This window comes from Weissella paramesenteroides, from assembly GCF_051903945.1.
Taxonomy (GTDB): Bacteria; Bacillota; Bacilli; order Lactobacillales; family Lactobacillaceae; genus Weissella; species Weissella paramesenteroides_A.
The window spans coordinates 1431752-1451167 of the sequence record NZ_CP192268.1; the positions used below are offsets into that span (position 1 = coordinate 1431752).

At 40.8% G+C, this 19416-nt stretch carries 14 protein-coding genes, 16 tRNA genes and 3 rRNA genes; 2 read left to right on the top strand and 31 right to left on the bottom strand.

Going from position 1 to position 19416, the window contains the following annotated elements; all coding sequences use genetic code 11:
* Positions 1–78: 78 nt before the first annotated feature.
* Entirely contained in the window at positions 79–1092 is a 1014-nt protein-coding gene (cydB, locus tag ACQ4QH_RS06920; RefSeq protein WP_439818293.1) for a cytochrome d ubiquinol oxidase subunit II, read from the bottom strand.
* Positions 1093–1095: 3 nt separating this feature from the next.
* Positions 1096–2568, bottom strand: coding sequence for a cytochrome ubiquinol oxidase subunit I (locus ACQ4QH_RS06925; protein ID WP_439818294.1), 1473 nt, complete (start codon positions 2566–2568; stop codon positions 1096–1098).
* A 272-nt stretch (positions 2569–2840) separates the two neighbouring features.
* Here ACQ4QH_RS06925 and ACQ4QH_RS06930 point away from each other — a divergent pair, with 272 nt between their 5' ends.
* Positions 2841–3773 carry an NAD(P)-dependent oxidoreductase gene (locus ACQ4QH_RS06930; protein WP_439818295.1) on the top strand — a complete coding sequence of 311 codons (933 nt, stop codon included), beginning with the start codon at positions 2841–2843 and terminating at the stop codon, positions 3771–3773.
* A gap of 63 nt (positions 3774–3836) precedes the next feature.
* Here ACQ4QH_RS06930 and ACQ4QH_RS06935 read toward each other — a convergent pair whose 3' ends face one another.
* The 23 genes from ACQ4QH_RS06935 to ACQ4QH_RS07045 all read right to left on the bottom strand — a co-directional run bounded on the left by ACQ4QH_RS06935 (position 3837) and on the right by ACQ4QH_RS07045 (position 13795).
* Positions 3837–4688, bottom strand: a complete 852-nt coding sequence (locus ACQ4QH_RS06935) for a helix-turn-helix domain-containing protein (RefSeq protein ID WP_439818296.1) — start codon at positions 4686–4688, stop codon at positions 3837–3839.
* Positions 4689–5447: 759 nt separating this feature from the next.
* A tRNA-Ser gene (locus ACQ4QH_RS06940) sits at positions 5448–5535 on the bottom strand.
* Positions 5536–5561: 26 nt separating this feature from the next.
* Positions 5562–5635: transfer RNA gene (locus ACQ4QH_RS06945), tRNA-Ile, on the bottom strand.
* A gap of 10 nt (positions 5636–5645) precedes the next feature.
* Positions 5646–5717: transfer RNA gene (locus ACQ4QH_RS06950), tRNA-Gly, on the bottom strand.
* Positions 5718–5737: 20 nt separating this feature from the next.
* Positions 5738–5810: transfer RNA gene (locus ACQ4QH_RS06955), tRNA-Phe, on the bottom strand.
* Between the two features lie 9 nt (positions 5811–5819).
* Positions 5820–5893 (bottom strand) — tRNA-Asp (locus ACQ4QH_RS06960).
* A gap of 25 nt (positions 5894–5918) precedes the next feature.
* Positions 5919–5992 (bottom strand) — tRNA-Met (locus ACQ4QH_RS06965).
* A gap of 31 nt (positions 5993–6023) precedes the next feature.
* Positions 6024–6113 (bottom strand) — tRNA-Ser (locus ACQ4QH_RS06970).
* Positions 6114–6133: 20 nt separating this feature from the next.
* Positions 6134–6207, bottom strand: a tRNA-Ile gene (locus tag ACQ4QH_RS06975).
* A gap of 16 nt (positions 6208–6223) precedes the next feature.
* A tRNA-Met gene (locus ACQ4QH_RS06980) sits at positions 6224–6297 on the bottom strand.
* A 23-nt stretch (positions 6298–6320) separates the two neighbouring features.
* Positions 6321–6394: transfer RNA gene (locus ACQ4QH_RS06985), tRNA-Pro, on the bottom strand.
* A gap of 42 nt (positions 6395–6436) precedes the next feature.
* Positions 6437–6510 (bottom strand) — tRNA-Arg (locus ACQ4QH_RS06990).
* Between the two features lie 8 nt (positions 6511–6518).
* Positions 6519–6602 (bottom strand) — tRNA-Leu (locus ACQ4QH_RS06995).
* Positions 6603–6604: 2 nt separating this feature from the next.
* Positions 6605–6677: transfer RNA gene (locus tag ACQ4QH_RS07000), tRNA-Gly, on the bottom strand.
* Positions 6678–6681: 4 nt separating this feature from the next.
* Positions 6682–6754: transfer RNA gene (locus tag ACQ4QH_RS07005), tRNA-Thr, on the bottom strand.
* Between the two features lie 49 nt (positions 6755–6803).
* Positions 6804–6876: transfer RNA gene (locus tag ACQ4QH_RS07010), tRNA-Lys, on the bottom strand.
* A 2-nt stretch (positions 6877–6878) separates the two neighbouring features.
* Positions 6879–6951: transfer RNA gene (locus ACQ4QH_RS07015), tRNA-Val, on the bottom strand.
* 6 nt (positions 6952–6957) lie between these two features.
* Positions 6958–7074, bottom strand: a 5S ribosomal RNA gene (rrf, locus tag ACQ4QH_RS07020).
* Between the two features lie 93 nt (positions 7075–7167).
* Positions 7168–10083: ribosomal RNA gene (locus ACQ4QH_RS07025) — 23S ribosomal RNA — on the bottom strand.
* A 248-nt stretch (positions 10084–10331) separates the two neighbouring features.
* Positions 10332–11906: ribosomal RNA gene (locus ACQ4QH_RS07030) — 16S ribosomal RNA — on the bottom strand.
* The 16S, 23S and 5S rRNA genes sit together here with 16 tRNA genes alongside, the layout of an rRNA operon.
* Positions 11907–12334: 428 nt before the next feature.
* Entirely contained in the window at positions 12335–12721 is a 387-nt protein-coding gene (locus tag ACQ4QH_RS07035) for a hypothetical protein (protein WP_439818297.1), read from the bottom strand.
* Positions 12722–12747: 26 nt separating this feature from the next.
* Positions 12748–13146: a CvfD/Ygs/GSP13 family RNA-binding post-transcriptional regulator gene (locus ACQ4QH_RS07040; protein WP_439818298.1), complete on the bottom strand. Its 399-nt coding sequence runs from the start codon at positions 13144–13146 to the stop codon at positions 12748–12750.
* Positions 13147–13210: 64 nt separating this feature from the next.
* Positions 13211–13795: a peptidylprolyl isomerase gene (locus ACQ4QH_RS07045; RefSeq protein ID WP_439818299.1), complete on the bottom strand. Its 585-nt coding sequence runs from the start codon at positions 13793–13795 to the stop codon at positions 13211–13213.
* A 136-nt stretch (positions 13796–13931) separates the two neighbouring features.
* On the opposite strand from ACQ4QH_RS07045, the gene ACQ4QH_RS07050 reads away from it, so the two are divergent.
* Positions 13932–14594, top strand: a complete 663-nt coding sequence (locus tag ACQ4QH_RS07050; RefSeq protein WP_439818300.1) for a VTT domain-containing protein — start codon at positions 13932–13934, stop codon at positions 14592–14594.
* Between the two features lie 61 nt (positions 14595–14655).
* Here ACQ4QH_RS07050 and rpoZ read toward each other — a convergent pair whose 3' ends face one another.
* The 6 genes from rpoZ to ACQ4QH_RS07080 all read right to left on the bottom strand — a co-directional run bounded on the left by rpoZ (position 14656) and on the right by ACQ4QH_RS07080 (position 19413).
* Positions 14656–14859 carry a DNA-directed RNA polymerase subunit omega gene (rpoZ, locus tag ACQ4QH_RS07055; RefSeq protein WP_439818301.1) on the bottom strand — a complete coding sequence of 68 codons (204 nt, stop codon included), beginning with the start codon at positions 14857–14859 and terminating at the stop codon, positions 14656–14658.
* Positions 14856–15473: a guanylate kinase gene (gmk, locus tag ACQ4QH_RS07060; RefSeq protein ID WP_439818302.1), complete on the bottom strand. Its 618-nt coding sequence runs from the start codon at positions 15471–15473 to the stop codon at positions 14856–14858. The genes rpoZ and gmk overlap by 4 nt, the downstream gene beginning before the upstream one ends.
* Before the next feature lie 74 nt (positions 15474–15547).
* Positions 15548–17239 (bottom strand): DNA repair protein RecN, encoded by a 1692-nt coding sequence (recN, locus tag ACQ4QH_RS07065; protein WP_439818303.1) that lies wholly within the window; start codon positions 17237–17239, stop codon positions 15548–15550.
* A 26-nt stretch (positions 17240–17265) separates the two neighbouring features.
* Positions 17266–17709 (bottom strand): arginine repressor, encoded by a 444-nt coding sequence (locus ACQ4QH_RS07070; RefSeq protein ID WP_439818304.1) that lies wholly within the window; start codon positions 17707–17709, stop codon positions 17266–17268.
* Positions 17696–18544, bottom strand: a complete 849-nt coding sequence (locus ACQ4QH_RS07075; RefSeq protein ID WP_439818305.1) for a TlyA family RNA methyltransferase — start codon at positions 18542–18544, stop codon at positions 17696–17698. Before ACQ4QH_RS07075 ends, ACQ4QH_RS07070 begins: the two co-directional genes overlap by 14 nt.
* Positions 18535–19413 (bottom strand): polyprenyl synthetase family protein, encoded by an 879-nt coding sequence (locus ACQ4QH_RS07080; RefSeq protein ID WP_439818306.1) that lies wholly within the window; start codon positions 19411–19413, stop codon positions 18535–18537. The genes ACQ4QH_RS07075 and ACQ4QH_RS07080 overlap by 10 nt, the downstream gene beginning before the upstream one ends.
* Positions 19414–19416 lie beyond the last annotated feature (3 nt).

Sequence of the window (19416 nt, forward strand, 5' to 3'; positions counted from 1 at the left end):
TCAGATATGTATAAAAAGGTTGGGACAAATATTGTCCCAACCTTTTTGGACCTGTTAATCACTCAAGACAACAAATAATTAATACGAAATCTTCTCAACTCGGATACGATCACGGAAAACGTAAAAGCTCCAGATTTGATATGCCAACACGATTGGCAAAGCAGTCAGTGAAATTATCGTCATCCATTTTAGCGTATATGGTGTCGAAGTTGCATTCTTTAATAGAATTGACATGCTTGACTCATTACCAACAATGACACGTGGGAATAACCCTGTAAATAACAGAGCAACAACTAGGATAATAACTAATCCCAATGCAATAAATGCCCATGTATTTTGTCGTTTTAGTGTCACAGTCCACGCAATTAATGTTAAGACAACAATAGCTGCTAACATGATAATTGTCACTACTGGTTTTTTAGTGAAGAAATCAGTGAAGACAAATAAAGTAATTGCAAAAGCAACCTCACCAATCAAAAGGATAGGATATAATACCTTTAATTGTTTTTGAATACGATCGTGTAGTGAACCATTCGTAATTTTTAATCGTGCATAATTTAGACCATGGACGTATGAAAGCAACCCCATAGCAACACCACCAACAATTGAGAAAATGTTGAAGTAATCCCAGAAATTAGCTGACATATCACCATTAGCATTCAAAGGCATCCCCTGAACAACGTCAGTAAATAAGACACCAAACAAGAAAGGCACTAACATCGAAGTGATTGATGAAATCGTCGTCCACAAATTCCGGAATTTAGCAGTCCGCATTTGTTCGCGGAATTCAAATGACACACCACGATAGATCAACCCAATCAATATTGCGAATAAAATAAGGTAAAAACCAGAGAATAGTGACGCATACCAGAATGGCATGGCGGCAAACATTGCCCCACCAGCGGTTATTAGCCATACCTCATTACCATCCCAATGAGGACCAATTGAACGAATCAATGCATCTTCTTCTTCTTCATTTTGGGCCAATGTCTTTAATGACATACCGATTCCAAAATCAAATCCTTCAAGGAAAAAGAAACCTGCAAATAGTACTGCAATCAAAACAAACCATAAAATTTGATATCCTGTCATCACCTAGGCCTCCTTTCCTGCTTCAAAGGCACTTGGTGAAAATGGATCCACATTTTCTTCAGTTGCTTGTTCATCAACTGATTCTGGACCAGCAATCATCACACGACGTGACAGCATAATCATAATCAAACCTAACACAGCGAAAGTTGCAAAATATAAAATATTTGATGTTAGTAATGATGCAGCAGATACGTTTGGCGATACTGCATCAGCCATTGTTAGCACACCGTAAACAACCCATGGTGCACGACCTAACTCAGTAATCAACCAACCTGAAGTAATGGCAAGAAATGGTAGATAGGTCGCCAATCCAAATATCCAAAGTGCCCACTTGTACTTTGAAATATCAACCTTAGACTTCTTACGAGTGAACCATAGAGCCACAACTGCTAATAAACCAAATGCACCAGCTGAAACAGCCATGATTCGGAAACTGTAGTAAATCGTATTGTTTGGTAGGTAATAATTCATGTCATGTCCAAACTTTACATCATACTTCTCATGAAGCTCTTTGTTAAGTTCATGCCATCCTTGACTACCACCAGTTAATGAATGGTGTGCAAGAATTGAAAGCATATAAGGAATATCTAATGACCACTTCACATCATGCGTCTTTGGATCAGTATAAGAAATAACAGACCATGGTGCTTGTTCATGGGTACCACCAACATTCTTATCAATACCTTCTGTCGCAGCAAACTTCATTGGTTGATCTTCTTGTAGATACAATGAGTGACGATCACCTGTATATGCTAGCCCTGCGACACCAATTAGTGCCACTACTGCTGCCACTTGAACTGATTTCTTAAAGAAGTTCACTTCATGATGTGGTTTACGCAATAGCGACCATGCAGAAACTCCCATTACCACAAATGATCCTGCCATAAATGTGGCAAAAATTACGTGTGGGAATTCCAACCATAGTTGATGATTCTGTAGCAATGCCGGAAAATCTACCAAAACAGCTCGATTAAATTTGTGATCTACTTGGAAACCAACCGGATTTTGCATAAATGAATTTGCAGCTAAAATCCAAAGAGCTGAAAATGCAGAACCCAACGTTGTTAACCAAATAAACAATAGGTGTAACTTTTTATTAAAACGATCCCATCCAAATGACCATAGCCCTAGGAAAGTCGATTCTAAAAAGAAAGCTACAAGGGCTTCAACAGCCAATGCTGGGCCAAAAATATCACCCACATAACGAGAATATCTAGACCAATTCATACCAAATTGGAATTCTTGAATAATTCCAGTAACAACACCAACAGCAAAACTGAGCATAAAAATCTTACCCCAGAATTTTGTCATTCGTTTATACTGGTCATCCTTTTTTATAACGTACAAAGTTTCCATAACCGCTACAATAATACCAAGCCCGATTGACAACGGTACAAAGAAAAAATGAAAAATTGTTGTCATTGCGAACTGGAATCTTGCAAGGTTCAAAATGGAAAGACCTGCTACCAAGTTCATACAACTAACCTCCTACTCAACAGATATGTTTTAAGCGCAATAAGTGCTCATATACAATTTATTGTACAGAGTTTATGACCCTTTTACCACTTTATTAAGCAATTTTTTGTATAATTTTTTATCAAAATATTATTTATTTGTGAATATTTTCATTATTATTTCAATTGATACACATTTTTAATGTTTTCCCATTTTGGCGCTATTTATTAAATGGACGTTTTCCGATATTTCGCTTAAAATGAAATAAAATAGCCTATTTGGAGGAATTTAATATGACGACGAAATTATTGGCACTTTCACCGCTGACTGATGAAAATATAACTACTTTGGAAAAATATCATGTCACTGTTGTCACACCGGAAAATATTACGCCTGATGATTACAGTGATATTGTTATCAGTTATGGTTGGCGTTCTAAAATCATTAACAAAATTTTAGAAACACCTAACCATCAGTTAAAATGGATTCAATCTTTTTCAGCTGGTGTGGATTTTATGCCCCTTAATGATTTAAAGAAGCATCAAATTATATTAACAAACACTAGCGGTCAAAAAGCGGTACCAATCGCCCAAAGTGTTATAAGCTATATTTTCCATTTTGCTCGTGGTCTTCATGTTTATCAAACCCAAAATCATTGGCATCCATTTGAACAACAGTTTACCCTACAGGAGTTGCCGGTTGTCATCTTCGGAACTGGACGTATTGGTCAACAAATTGCTGCATATCTACATACTTTTGGTACTACTGTCTATGGTGTAAATACGACCGGTCATCCCGTTGGCAGTTTTGAAAATGTTTTTGCAATTGATAATCTACAAGAAATTCCTAAAAATATTGCTATTGTAATTAATGCTTTACCCGGTACAACTGATACCGAAAACTTTTTTAACAAAGAACATCTAGATTTGTTTAAAAATCTATTTCTATTTGTAAATATTGGTCGCGGTTCTACTGTTAATGAACAAGATCTATTAAATAAGCTTAATGAAGGCAGTATTCAACATGCTGCGCTAGACGTAACTAAACAAGAACCTATTCCTAAAGATTCAGAATTATGGCACCAAGATAACCTAATATTAACCCAGCATTCTACCTGGGCTGGTGAATCAGAATCTCTGTTTCATGTATTCATGAAAAACCTACCAGATTTTCTGACAGATAAACCATTGACATATAATGTGGTCGATTATGAACGAGGCTACTAACATAAAACACCTATCAAGATAGCTAACGCATCAAATGTGCAAACTATTCTGATAGGTGTTTTATTAATTTGTTTCTAACTCTTCTAAATACTTTTTTACATCATCTTGTAAGTTAATATCTTTAGAAAATTCTGCGGCTGCATAAATAAGCATCTTTGCCTCAGCTTTTTCTTTTAACAATGATAACTGTTCACAACATTTCACGCGTAGCTTTTGTAACTTAACAATTTGATGAAAGTGCTCATTTGTTGGTAAAACTGCCAATGCTTTTGTAATTCGATCTCTTGCTTTTTCTGGATCATTGATTGTTAAATATAATTCACTTTGATGATAGTATGTGTGCGCAATGACCTTTCCTAACTCAGATCGCATTGTCGGTCGATAACCTTTAATGAGTCCGCAAGCACGTTCGAAATATTCTGACGCATAGACATACTCACCTTGCTTTGCCCATGTTGCCCCCATTTCCGTATATATTTCAATCATTAATTCCATTTGATGCTTTTCCGCATCACCTAACGCAATTTGCAACAGTTGCATTGCAACCGTGGTTTGATTTTGAGACAGCGCAATTCTGGCTCGCAATAGGTTGTATTCTGGTAACGCAAAGACTGGTAATCGACGTAGTAATGTTGAACTTTCTAATCGATTTGCAGCCTGCTCAAATTGGCCAATATCAATAAAGTAACGGATTACCGTTAACGGTGTGACAGTTAATTCGTTAATTTTAGCAACATTGGAAACGCGTAATTGTAAGCGTGCACAGAGTTGCTGTAAGACAGTGATATTTGAAATTTCATCAGTACGTTCTATTCGAGACAGTAAAGACTGGTGACAAATACCCTCTGCAACATCAGCTTGTGAAATTCCTAATTGTTCGCGACGACGTTTTAAACTACCTTTTAATAATTTCATGTCTTTGATCTCCGAATCAAAAATATAATATTAGCATAAATGTTAATTCAATAATAAACAAGTCTTTTTATATTATTTTTTAGAGTTAATGATAGTTTAAATACATATTTTATGATATTTTTCATAACTATAATCACTCTAGATCACTCATTTATTACGTTTTTGTTTTCATGAAATTATCGTAACTTCATAAAATAATTAATTTCCACATTTTTTCATATGCTAATTTGCAAAATATAATTTTTTCGAATATCTTTTGATTTCAGGCATCAAATTTTATTTAAAGTTTTAAAGCGCTTTTTAAAACAAACTGTCATAGTATACCAATACTTATTTTATCCACTTATTTTTCTTACTTTTATCAATAAAAAAGTTACTTAATTCATAAAATACCTATATTTCTGAATAGATAAAAAAGATGACCATTGTTAGCCCTTACATGGATCAAAAATTATAATCATCTATTTATAATGAATTATTCAAAAATAAGTGCTGTTCTTTAATTTGAGCAGAATACAAATAATATAGTGTTAACAGCTAACACATACAGCCCTTACCAAAAAATCATCAGGTAACTATTTAGTTTCTAACAATCACAAACTATTAATGTCCTAAATGACTATACTAATAGTCCTTAATTTTGTTTCAGTAAATGAAAGGCTACTCTTCTCTAGGAGTCCTTGGTTATCTCTAAAAACAAAAAAGTTGTTCCCCTAAAGGGAACAACCTTAATTATCAAATCTATTATTATGTAATTTACGGAGACAGAGGGATTCGAACCCTCGCGCCGGTTTCCCGACCTACACCCTTAGCAGGGGCGCCTCTTCAGCCTCTTGAGTATGTCCCCATGTCAAAAGCAAACTTTCAACAAAATGGGACTGAGAGGACTCGAACCTCCGACCTCACCCTTATCAGGGGTGCGCTCTAACCAGCTGAGCTACAGTCCCATACTACAAAAGCGGACGACGGGAATCGAACCCGCATTCCCAGCTTGGAAGGCTGGAGCACTAGCCATTGTACTACATCCGCATAACATTATTATAATGTTATGGCGCGGGGCGGAATCGAACCGTCGACACTACGAGCTTCAATCGTATGCTCTACCAACTGAGCTACCGCGCCAATATAAAACGGTCACAACGGGATTCGAACCCGTGATCTTTCGCGTGACAGGCGAACGTCATAACCAACTAGACCATGCGACCAACAGATAAATATAATCTGAATTAATTGCGGGTGTAGGATTTGAACCTACGACCTTCGGGTTATGGGCCCGACGAGCTACCAGACTGCTCCAACCCGCGATAATAAATAATAGTCATCAACTGATGACAAAGGAGAATGTGGGATTCGAACCCACGCGCCGGTTTCCCGACCTGACGGTTTTCAAGACCGTTCCCTTCAGCCAGACTTGGGTAATTCTCCATAAATACCTAAGGCCTAAATGGACCTTGTTGGACTCGAACCAACGACCGGACGGTTATGAGCCGTCTGCTCTAACCAACTGAGCTAAAGGTCCAATTTATTTGAGCCAATCGCGGCGGGGGGAATCGAACCCTCGACCTCCCGGGTATGAACCGGACGCTCTAGCCAGCTGAGCTACACCGCGAATCATAACACTTAGTGCTATAATCGGGACGACAGGATTCGAACCTGCGACCCCCTGGTCCCAAACCAGGTGCTCTACCAAACTGAGCTACGTCCCGAACATGCTAACTAGCAATAATAAAACAAACTAACGTTTGTAATGCACCTAGAAGGATTCGAACCTTCAACCTTCTGATTCGTAGTCAGACACTCTATCCAGTTGCGCTATAGGTGCAAATAATATGCCGGCTACCGGGATCGAACCGGTACGATGTCTCCATCGCAGGATTTTAAGTCCTGTGCGTCTGCCTATTCCGCCAAGCCGGCAAAGCGAACAACGGGATTCGAACCCGCGACCTCTACCATGGCAAGGTAGCGTTCTACCAGCTGAACTATATTCGCATGATGCCGACTAAAGGGTTCGAACCTTCGACCTCCGCTTTACAAGAGCGATGCTCTACCAACTGAGCTAAGTCGGCAACAAATACATAGTTACCAGTTTGACGAAATAGATACATATTATTAAAGTGGGTCGTCTGGGGCTCGAACCCAGGACCCATGGATTAAAAGTCCACTGCTCTGCCAACTGAGCTAACGACCCAATGGACGTTACAGGGATCGAACCTGTGACCCCCTGCTTGTAAGGCAGGTGCTCTCCCAGCTGAGCTAAACGTCCATTGATGCATCGCGATGTCCTATCCTCGCAGGAGGCGATCCTCCAACTACTTTTGGCGCTACTGAGCTTAACTACTGTGTTCGGTATGGGAACAGGTGTGACCTCAGTGCCATCATCACGACACGATTGTTACTAAAAGCAACCACGAGATTAATTATCTCAAAACTGAATCATAATGTCAAGTCTTTTTTTCATTTGCCTTACACCACTTGCTACTTGGTTAAGTCCTCGAACCATTAGTACTAGTCCGCTCCATGCGTCACCGCACGTCCACTTCTAGCCTATCTACCTCATCATCTCTGAGGGGTCTTACTTCATTTCTGAATGGGAAATCTCATCTCGAGGCGAGTTTCACACTTAGATGCTTTCAGCGTTTATCTCATCCGTACATAGCTACTCAGCGATGCTCCTGGCGGAACAACTGATACACCAGTGGTACGTCCACCCCGGTCCTCTCGTACTAAGGGCAGCTCCTCTCAAATTTCCTACGCCCGCGACGGATAGGGACCGAACTGTCTCACGACGTTCTGAACCCAGCTCGCGTACCGCTTTAATGGGCGAACAGCCCAACCCTTGGGACCGACTACAGCCCCAGGATGCGATGAGCCGACATCGAGGTGCCAAACCTCCCCGTCGATGTGGACTCTTGGGGGAGATAAGCCTGTTATCCCCAGGGTAGCTTTTGTCCGTTGAGCGATGGCCCTTCCATGCGGAACCACCGGATCACTAAGCCCTACTTTCGTACCTGCTCGACTGGTAAGTCTCACAGTCAAGCTCCCTTGTGCCTTTACACTCTGCGAATGATTTCCAACCATTCTGAGGGAACCTTTGGGCGCCTCCGTTACCTTTTAGGAGGCGACCGCCCCAGTCAAACTGCCTGCCAGACACTGTCTTCCACCACGCTTAGTGGTGTGAGTTAGAGTGTTCATACAACGAGGGTAGTATCCCACGTTTGCCTCCATCGAAACTAGCGTCCCGATTTCTACGGCTCCTACCTATGCTGTACAAGCTGCACAAACACTCAATATCAAGCTACAGTAAAGCTCCATGGGGTCTTTCCGTCCTGTCGCGGGTAACCCGCATCTTCACGGGTCTTTAAATTTCACCGAGTCTCTCGTTGAGACAGCGCCCAGATCGTTACGCCTTTCGTGCGGGTCGGAACTTACCCGACAAGGAATTTCGCTACCTTAGGACCGTTATAGTTACGGCCGCCGTTTACTGGGGCTTCAATTCGTACCTTCGCCGAAGCTAAGCACTCCTTTTAACCTTCCAGCACCGGGCAGGCGTCAGCCCCTATACGTCATCTTACGATTTTGCAGAAACCTGTGTTTTTGATAAACAGTCGCCTGGGCCTATTCACTGCGGCTCAGCTTGCGCTGAGCACCCCTTCTCCCGAAGTTACGGGGTCATTTTGCCGAGTTCCTTAACGAGAGTTCACTCGCTCACCTTAGGATGCTCTCCTCGACTACCTGTGTCGGTTTGCGGTACGGGCAGGTAAACACTAACTAGAAGCTTTTCTCGGCAGCGTGACATCACAGACTTCCCTACTTTATTTCGGTCCCCATCACAACTTGTCCGTATAAGTGCAAGCATTTGACTCACACTAAGACTTGTTGCTTGGCCCAGCATTTCCAGCCGCTGGGTTCTGTTAGCCTTCTGCGTCCCTCCATCGTTCAAACATGTTCACCTGGTACAGGAATCTCAACCTGTTAGCCATCGACTACGCCTTTCGGCCTCGCCTTAGGTCCCGACTAACCCTGGGAGGACGAGCCTTCCCCAGGAAACCTTAGTCATACGGTGGACAGGATTCTCACCTGTCTTTCGCTACTCATACCGGCATTCTCACTTCTAAGCGCTCCACCAGTCCTCACGGTCTGACTTCATTGCCCTTAGAACGCTCTCCTATCGCGCCACTAATGTGGCACCCGTAGTTTCGGTGGTGTGTTTAGCCCCGGTACATTTTCGGCGCAGAATCACTCGACTAGTGAGCTATTACGCACTCTTTAAATGGTGGCTGCTTCTGAGCCAACATCCTAGTTGTCTATGCAACTTCACATCCTTTTCCACTTAACACACACTTAGGGACCTTAACTGACGATCTGGGCTGTTCCCCTTTCGACAATGGATCTTATCACTCACTGTCTGACTCCCGGACATACGTGATTGGCATTCGGAGTTTATCTTAATTTAGTAACCCGAGATGGGCCCCGCACCAAAACAGTGCTCTACCTCCAACACGCTATCTTCCGAGGCTAGCCCTAAAGCTATTTCGGAGAGAACCAGCTATCTCCAAGTTCGATTGGAATTTCACCGCTACCCACACCTCATCCCAACATTTTTCAACATGTACGGGTTCGGGCCTCCAGTGCGTTTTACCGCACCTTCACCCTGGACATGGGTAGGTCACCTGGTTTCGGGTCTACAACAACATACTAAAACGCCCATTTCAGACTCGCTTTCGCTACGGCTCCGGTCTTTCCACCTTAACCTTGCATGGTATCGTAACTCGCCGGTTCATTCTACAAAAGGCACGCTATCACCCATTAACGGGCTCTAACTTGTTGTAGGCACATGGTTTCAGGAACTTTTTCACTCCCCTTCCGGGGTGCTTTTCACCTTTCCCTCACGGTACTGGTTCACTATCGGTCACTAGGGAGTATTTAGCCTTACGAGATGGTCCTCGCAGTTTCCGACCGGATTTCACGTGTCCGGCCGTACTCAGGATCCTACACGGGAGTTTGCTTACTTTCGCATACGGGGCTATCACCCTGTTTCGCTCAGCTTCCCAGCTGATTCTGCTAATAAACAAATTTGTAACTCCACAACGGTAGTCCTACAACCCCAGAGTGCAAGCACTCTGGTTTGGGCTCCTCCGTGTTCGCTCGCCGCTACTGACGGAATCGATTTTTCTTTCTTCTCCTGTTGCTAATGAGATGTTTCAGTTCACAACGTCTACCTTCGTCTAACTATGTATTCATTAAACGATAACTTGCATCACAAGTTGGGTTCCCCCATTCGGAAATCCCCGGATCACAGCTTACTTACAGCTCCCCGAGGCATATCGGTGTTAGTCCCGTCCTTCATCGGCTCCTAGTGCCAAGGCATTCACCATGCGCCCTTAATAACTTAACCGATCAACTTTCGTTGATGATTTCGTTTGAGTATTGTGACTCAATGGTCACAAGCGATTTTAAACTTATTTAAAAAACTCAAAAAATTACGCGGTGTATTTTTTCGGCTCAATTTAATTGATTTGATCAATTATAATGAATTTAAAAATTTACAATTATGATTCAGTTTTCAAAGAACTAATCTGAGAGATAAAACTCTCAAAACTAAATATCGTTTCGTTGACTGTGTAGGCTTCCGATTTTCCTTAGAAAGGAGGTGATCCAGCCGCAGGTTCTCCTACGGCTACCTTGTTACGACTTCACCCTAATCATCTGTCCCACCTTAGACGGCTGGCTCCTAAAAGGTTACCCCACCGGCTTTGGGTGTTACAAACTCTCATGGTGTGACGGGCGGTGTGTACAAGACCCGGGAACGTATTCACCGCGGCGTGCTGATCCGCGATTACTAGCGATTCCGACTTCATGTAGGCGAGTTGCAGCCTACAATCCGAACTGAGACATACTTTAAGAGATTAGCGCACCCTCGCGGGTTGGCGACTCGTTGTATATGCCATTGTAGCACGTGTGTAGCCCAGGTCATAAGGGGCATGATGATTTGACGTCATCCCCACCTTCCTCCGGTTTGTCACCGGCAGTCTCACTAGAGTGCCCAACTGAATGCTGGCAACTAATAATAAGGGTTGCGCTCGTTGCGGGACTTAACCCAACATCTCACGACACGAGCTGACGACAACCATGCACCACCTGTCACCTTGTCCCCGAAGGGAACGTCCTATTTCTAGGATTGGCAAGGGATGTCAAGACCTGGTAAGGTTCTTCGCGTTGCTTCGAATTAAACCACATGCTCCACCGCTTGTGCGGGTCCCCGTCAATTCCTTTGAGTTTCAACCTTGCGGTCGTACTCCCCAGGCGGAGTGCTTAATGCGTTAGCTGCGACACTCAAGGGCGGAAACCCTCGAACATCTAGCACTCATCGTTTACGGTGTGGACTACCAGGGTATCTAATCCTGTTTGCTACCCACACTTTCGAGCCTCAACGTCAGTTACAGTCCAGAAAGCCGCCTTCGCCACTGGTGTTCTTCCATATATCTACGCATTTCACCGCTACACATGGAGTTCCACTTTCCTCTACTGCACTCAAGTCATCCAGTTTCCAAAGCCATTCCTCAGTTGAGCTGAGGGCTTTCACTTCAGACTTAAATAACCGTCTGTGCTCGCTTTACGCCCAATAAATCCGGATAACGCTTGGAACATACGTATTACCGCGGCTGCTGGCACGTATTTAGCCATTCCTTTCTGGTAAGATACCGTCACACACTGAACAGTTACTCTCAGTGCCGTTCTTCTCTTATAACAGTGTTTTACGAGCCGAAACCCTTCATCACACACGCGGCGTTGCTCCATCAGGCTTGCGCCCATTGTGGAAGATTCCCTACTGCTGCCTCCCGTAGGAGTATGGGCCGTGTCTCAGTCCCATTGTGGCCGATCAGTCTCTCAACTCGGCTATGCATCATTGCCTTGGTAAGCCGTTACCTTACCAACTAGCTAATGCACCGCGGGTCCATCTCTTAGTGATAGCAGAACCATCTTTCAACCAACAACCATGCGGTTGTTGGTATTATACGGTATTAGCACTTGTTTCCAAATGTTATCCCCTGCTAAGAGGTAGGTTACCCACGTGTTACTCACCCGTTCGCCACTCTTTGTCAGATAAAATCAAATCAGAGCAAGCTCGTCAGATCAATTAAAGACAAAGCGTTCGACTTGCATGTATTAGGCACGCCGCCAGCGTTCATCCTGAGCCAGGATCAAACTCTCATTTTAAAAGTTTGAGTATAACTCAATTGTTGTTATTTGTTTAACAGAAGTTAAACGAATTTATTAGCGAATTGACTTCGCAAATGTTTTTGTATCAAGTAAATTACTTGATGACCCTACACATTTGTTTCATCGAAACGATATTCAGTTTTCAAAGACCTATCTCTTTTAGAAAGCGTTTACTTAACGCCAGCTATATTAGAATAGCAATTTCATTCAACATTGTCAAGAACTTTTATGAATTAACAACATTTGTTTGATGCTTGCTGTTCCAACACAACTTAATAATCATATCTCATCAAATGATGATTGTCAACATTTGATTTCAATTGATTATTATTGAATTTAAATTAGGAATGTAATCTTTCCTCAAAACTCAACTTTTTAATAATACCGAATTTACAAAGTAATTGCAAGTGTTTTTTTAAAGAAAATCAATCTAATTGCATAACACCCGTCATATCAACATTTTTCAAAAAATCAACAACATCTTTTGCATTAACGAATTGTAATCCTAACAAACCTAATCGATCCAAATTCAATGCTTCTGAATCAATAGGTTCAAAAGTATAAAGAGAAATTAAATCTTCAGTTGTTTCTAGTCCTTGCGTATGCCACGCTGCTAATTCTCCAAAACGTAAGTTATCCATATTAATGCCCAATTCATCCTGCATACCATTAACGATTGAGCCCAGAGCTGTATCACCATCATGCTTGTGCATTTTAACTGTATAAAACTTTGGCTCTGGTACTTCGTCCGTCACTAAAAAATAAGACTGTTCGTCTCGAGTGAATATTATTGTACCTGCGATGAGTGACATATCTGTCTCCTTATATTCTATTTTATCTATTGATGCAATCGTTCAAGAGCTTCGTTGATCATTGATTGTCCAGATTTAGAAATAGTATCAAATCCAATATCTATGTGTTGGTTAGTCCAATAATGATGTTGTGTATACTTATGTTCTTGATTTATTTTTTCAGTATGGATCATTTTTTTATCATAGCCGTCAAGAACAGTACGCCTTGAAAGAGATATCTTATGACTATATAAGTCGATATCTAAAATCATAACACGAACTGGCTGTCCAACTTTTATTTCATCCTCAATCTCATGAATAAAAGCTGATCGACATTCAGATATATGGATTAACCCTTGATGCTTTTCATCAAGTTGTACAAAAGCTCCATACGGCTGTATGCCCGTAACAACTCCCTCCAAGACCTGGCCAACATGAAATATCATCGTTATACCTCCTATTAAATATTACTAAACTATATGTATCCGAGAACTTCTCTCGGTCTGACAATTAATCTGTCACAGTGGCTTTCAAAATTTGGATAGCCGTTTTTGGCTTATCAGCAAAATCAACTTTTTGAGTTGCCATGTTATCAATCACATCCATACCTTCGATAACCTGACCAAATACAGTATGATGATTATCTAGCCAAGGTGTACCACCATTATCACTATATGCTTTTACAATTTCATCAGGCACAGCTCCTGAAAGTGATTGCAACATACGTTCTGGTACCTTGTGAGCTTGGACAATGAAAAACTGTGAGCCATTTGTATTAGGACCAGCATTGGCCATTGATAGAGCACCACGTAAATTAAAGATTTCATCAGAGAATTCATCCGCAAATGATTTCCCCCAAATAGATTCACCACCCATACCAGTACCAGTTGGATCACCACCTTGAATCATAAATTCATTAATTACACGGTGAAAAATGATGCCATCATAATACCCTTTTTTAATCAAACCAACAAAGTTTTCAACTGTCTTTGGGGCTTGCTCAGGGAATAGTTGTACTTTAATATCACCTAACGTTGTTGATAAAGTTGCAATTGGTCCTGAAACTTCACTCATATTTAATTGTGGAAAGGCCATTATATTTCTCCTCTTAAGTTATGTTAAATACACTGGGAATATTATAACATATAACTTACAGGGGCTTAAAAAAGTGCTAAACTAGTAGCTAAGTAATTTTTAGTCAATTGACAAAATATAGGAGTTTAAACACAAAATGGTTCAAATCATCGACATCTTCCTCCATCTTGATGTTCATTTAAATAATTTAGTAAATATGTGGGGTGGTTGGTCTTATGCCGCGTTATTTGCTGTAATTTTTATCGAAACAGGCGCTGTTGTTTTACCGTTTTTACCAGGTGATTCACTATTATTTGCGGCTGGATCAATTGCTGCGTTATCAGGTAACTCACTTAACCACTGGGTTTTAATGTTATTATTTTGGATTGCTGCAACCTCTGGTGATTCACTGAATTTCTGGTTAGGTCGGACCGTTGGTCTAAAATTAGTCCATCACCCAATTTTAGGACGCTTTATCAAAGAAAAACATTTACAAGAGGCTAATGAATTCTTTATAAAGCACGGAAAAATGGCCATTATTCTAGGTCGTTTCCTGCCAATCATACGAACTTTAGTTCCTTTTACAGCTGCCGTATCCGGTTTTCGTTACCGTAGCTTTATCGGATTAGAAATGATTGCTGTTACCTTATGGGTGGTCATTGCTGTCGAAGCTGGTTACTACTTTGGTGGCAATCAGTTTGTGAGTGAACATTTTTCATTAGTACTAATTGGTATTCTGCTTGTTTCAGCTTTACCTGCAATTATCAGTGCTGCCCGACAAATGATCGTATCTAAAAAACAAAAACAAATTAATAAGTAAATATTGTATACAAAAAGAGGAGGACCAGTTAGGTTCTCCTCTTTTTATGTATTACTTTAAATTATTTAGCTGTATCATCGATAACAACATTACCAGCTTCAATTTCTTCAAAAGCTTGTCCAATTGGTTTAACTGAATCAAACTTTGACAAAGTAGGTAATTCACCTTGTTCTAGCTCATGAGCCCGCTTTGCGCCCAGAGCGATCAGTTTATAACGAGAATCAACTTTCTCTAACAATTTATCAACAGATGGGTATAAAATCATGCTTCTAACTCCTCAATCATTTTAATATACTCTGGCAATACACGATTAACGCGTAATCGCTCAACCTTAATAATATCCTTGATACGATCAACAGCCAATGAAACTTCATCATTAACAACTGCATAATCATAGTTTGCCATCATACGAATTTCTGCAGTTGCTGCTGATACACGGCGATCGATAACATCCATCGCTTCAGTGCCACGACCAATTAATCGTTCTTTCAGTGCAGCTAAATCAGGCGGTGTTAAGAAAATATATGCTCCTTCTGGCATCTTTTCTTTCACTTGTAGTGCACCTTGTACATCTATTTCCAATAGAACATCTCGTCCTGCCGCTAATGTTTGGTCAATAAACTTCTTAGGCGTACCATAATAATTTCCTACATATTCAGCATATTCCAACATATCGCCATTTGCAATTTCTGTTTCAAATTCATCGCGGGTTACAAAAAAATAATCTTCACCGTTTACTTCACCATTTCTAGGCTGTCTAGTAGTCATTGAAATAGAATATTGAAAATCAATATCTGGTTCCTCAAATAAGGCCTTCCGTACGGTACCCTTACCGACGCCAGACGGTCCAGATAGTACGATTAATACGCCACGTTTCATGGTACACTTACTCCTAACTTTTTATTTAGCTATTTAAGTAGTCATTTTACTCGTTTTTTCTTATAGAGACAACTTTATTCCTTCGAATTTTTATTGTCATGAGCTCTTTTTAGCAGGTCACGTGCATTTTCCTTCGCAGCAGATGTCAATTCATTTCCTGATAGCATGCGTGCTAATTCATCAATCCTTTGATTCTCTGGCAATTGTCGAACTGTTGTTTCTGTACGTTCCCCAACGACCTGTTTCTCAATAAAAAAGTGATGATCAGCAATGGCCGCTACCTGCGGCAAATGCGTAATGGTAAGAACTTGGGAATAACGACCAATAACTGCAATTTTTTCAGCAATGGCTTGGGCAACTCTTCCAGACACACCCGTATCAACTTCATCAAAAATGATTGATGTCACCCCTTGCTCACGGGAAAAAATTGTTTTCATGGCTAACATCATACGGGAAAGTTCACCGCCGGATGCAATTTTAGCTAACGGCTTAGCACCTTCACCTAAGTTTGTTTGAATATAAAACTCAACATTATCGAATCCAGTTGCGCTCAAGCGTTGTTGCGCAAATTTTACCGAAAAAATCGCCTTTTCCATATACAAATCCTTTAACTGTTCATGGATTTGCTTTGCTAATGATGTTGCAGCGTGACTACGGATATCATGTAGTTGGCTAGCAAGTTGACTGGCTTCTTTTTTGGCAAGTTGTACCTCTTCTGCTAAAGCAGCCGCGCTTTGCTCACTACCACCCATCTGTGCTAATTCCATATCCACATTTTTCTGATGTTCTAGTACATCTTCAACTGTTGCGCCATACTTTTTTTCTAATGATCGAATTAAATTTAAACGATCATCGACGAATCGCAAACGTTCTTCATCAAATTCCAGTCCATCACGTACTGTCAGAATTTCAGAACTTGCCTCTTGTAGTTCATAATATGCACCCCGCACAGATTCGGTCAATTTTGCATACCTGGGAGATAGTTCTTCAATATCTTCTAATTCACCCATGGCAGTTGCAACCGTTTCTAAGCCATTATGTTCCCACTCACCATTCAATGCTTCATAAGCTGTTGACAAAGCTGTTAAAACATCTTGGAAATTTGAAAGCTCTTGATACTCTGTTTCAAGACGTTCTTCCTCACCAGCTTCTAGACCTGCCTCATTAAGCTCATTACTTTGAAAACTTAGCATGTCTAGACGCTGTGCCCAAGCTTGTTCATCTGCTTGTCGTTGATGGTACGCATCTTCCAATTGTCGATACTTAGTATACGCCTGACTGTATGCAGTCATAACTAGTTGTATCTTATTCTTTGCAAACTCATCTAACAAACTTAAGTGCTGTTCAGGTTGCATTAATGCCTGATGCTCATTTTGACCATGAATATCAACCAAGTGACTACCCAATAATTTTAATGCTGTGGCATTGACTAATGTATTATTAACGCGAATAACATTTCGTCCATTTCGATGTAACTCTCGATGAATAAGTAATTGATTATCTTCTAACTTAATTCCTAAATCATCAAGAATTGCTGATAGTGCTGTATTTGGTTCAACATCGATCAATCCTTGTAAAATAGCAGTATCAGTTCCTTCCCGGATATAATCTTGTGATCCTCGCCCACCTGTTAACAAACCAACCGCATCAATAATAATAGACTTTCCAGCACCAGTTTCACCCGTTAAAACCGTCATGCCTGGTTCAAAACTAATATTTAATTTTGGAATAATCGCAAAATTTTGAATCGATAGTTCTTGTAACATGCGTCCTCCTCAATTTTATACGAATATCATTGTAACTGTTGCATAACAAATTCAGTTGCTTGTAAATTTTTCTTTAAGATAATTAAAACATCTGAATCATCCCCCAGCATGCCAAACAACTCATCAAAATCAGCTTCTTCTAACGCCAATTTCAACGCTGGACCTGTACCTGGTAACACTGTGATCATTACAAAATTATCTTGTGTACGAATCGTCGTAGTTGGTTCTTGAATGATTTTTTTAATACGTACTAAGGCATCAGTTTGTGCGACTACAGCATATGCAAAGCCACCTGTTTCAAGAGGAACTTTGACTAACTGCATTTCAGTAATGTCCCGTGAAATTGTTGCCTGTGTCACTTCCCATCCAATACGATTTAATTCAGTAACCAGGTCTTCTTGTCGTTGAATATTTTTTTGAGTAATCAACTCACGGATTGCTAATTGTCTTTCTTTTTTAGTTTTTCTCATCTACTTTACCCTCACGATGAGCATTTAATTGGGAGTGAGCGGATTGAACAACGGTTTCTCGTTCGGCCATAGTCATTGTACTTTCCCCACCATCTAATACCAGATGTGCTAGGAATTCAATGTTCCCTGAACCTCCCTTAATTGGTGAATAGTCTAGCCCAATCATGCTAAATCCGGCTTGTTTCGCATAATCAGCCACTTTATCAATGACTTGACTGTGTGTCGTCGCATCCTTCACAATACCATGCTTGCCAACCGCTTCACGACCAGCCTCAAATTGTGGTTTAATCAATGTTGCTACTGATCCGCCAGCCACTAAAATTTTAGATAATGGTGGCAAAATAAGATTTAGTGAAATAAAAGAAACATCTATAGTTGCTACTTCTGGTTGTCCGTCTTGGAAGTCTGCTAATTGTGAATAGCGAAAATTTGTATTCTCCATAACTACAACCCGTTCATCAGAACGTAAAGACCACACCAGTTGATTAGTACCAACATCCAATGCGTAGACCAATTTGGCGCCATTTTGCAATGATACGTCAGTAAATCCTCCAGTTGACGAGCCGATATCTAAGATTATTTTATCTGACACGTCAATATTAAATACACGTAACGCCTTTTCGAGTTTGAAACCACCTCGTGAAACATATGGCATGGGTGCGCCTTTCAAGTGAAGTTCTGTCGTTACTGGTATTTTTTCACCTGCTTTATCCATCCGCTGTTCATTCGCACCCAAAATTTCACCAGCCATAATCGCCCGTTTGGCTTGTTCACGTGAAGTAAATAATCCCTGTTGCACCGCTAAAACGTCAACACGCTCTTTTTCTATTCCCATGTTTGCTCCAATGTTTCTGTAAAATAATCCAAAAATGATGCTAATAATGTCTTATCCAACCCTGTGATCTCTTCAAACTTTAAAAGCAGATTTTGAGCAAGATCAACTTGCTCTTGTAATGCTACCACTGTTTCTGATAACCCAAGGATTGTTGGATAAGCTTGTGATTCAATCTTGCCAGCCTGATAGTCATCAATATCGTCTTTTATTTGAAAAGCCAATCCATAGGCCATGCCAAAGTCATGCAATATATTTTGAATATCCTCATTTGCATCAGCCATAATGGCACCAGCTTGTAGTGCATACGCAATTAATGCACCTGTTTTGTGATAATGAATAGCCTGTGTTTCAGTTAGTGTCACTGAGGACGTTTTCATCGCCTCAATATCTAATACCTGTCCAGCAACCATACCAGCTTCACCAGCTGCTTTTGCCATTGCGACAACTAGCTGTACTCGTTGCGCATCATTCAAAGGTTGATCTAAATCCGTTAACCATTCGAAGGCCAATGGCTGCAAGGCATCCCCAGCTAAAATAGCAATATCTTCACCAAATGCCCGATGCGTTGTCGGCTTGCCACGTCTTAGTTCATCATCATCCATCGCTGGTAAATCGTCATGAATCAAACTATAGGTGTGAATAAGTTCTATTGCACTGGCTACTTTAAGATATTCATTAACTGGTAACCCGTAAGTTTGAATAACAGCCAATGACAGCATTGGACGAAGCCGTTTACCACCAGCCATTACCGCATAGCGCATAGCTTCTTGTAATTCTGCTACCGAGGCACTCTCACTCTTAGTAAGCTCATTTTCTAAAGTATGTTCAATTTGAGGTACAATAATTGTCGAGAATTCTTTAAACTGCATGGC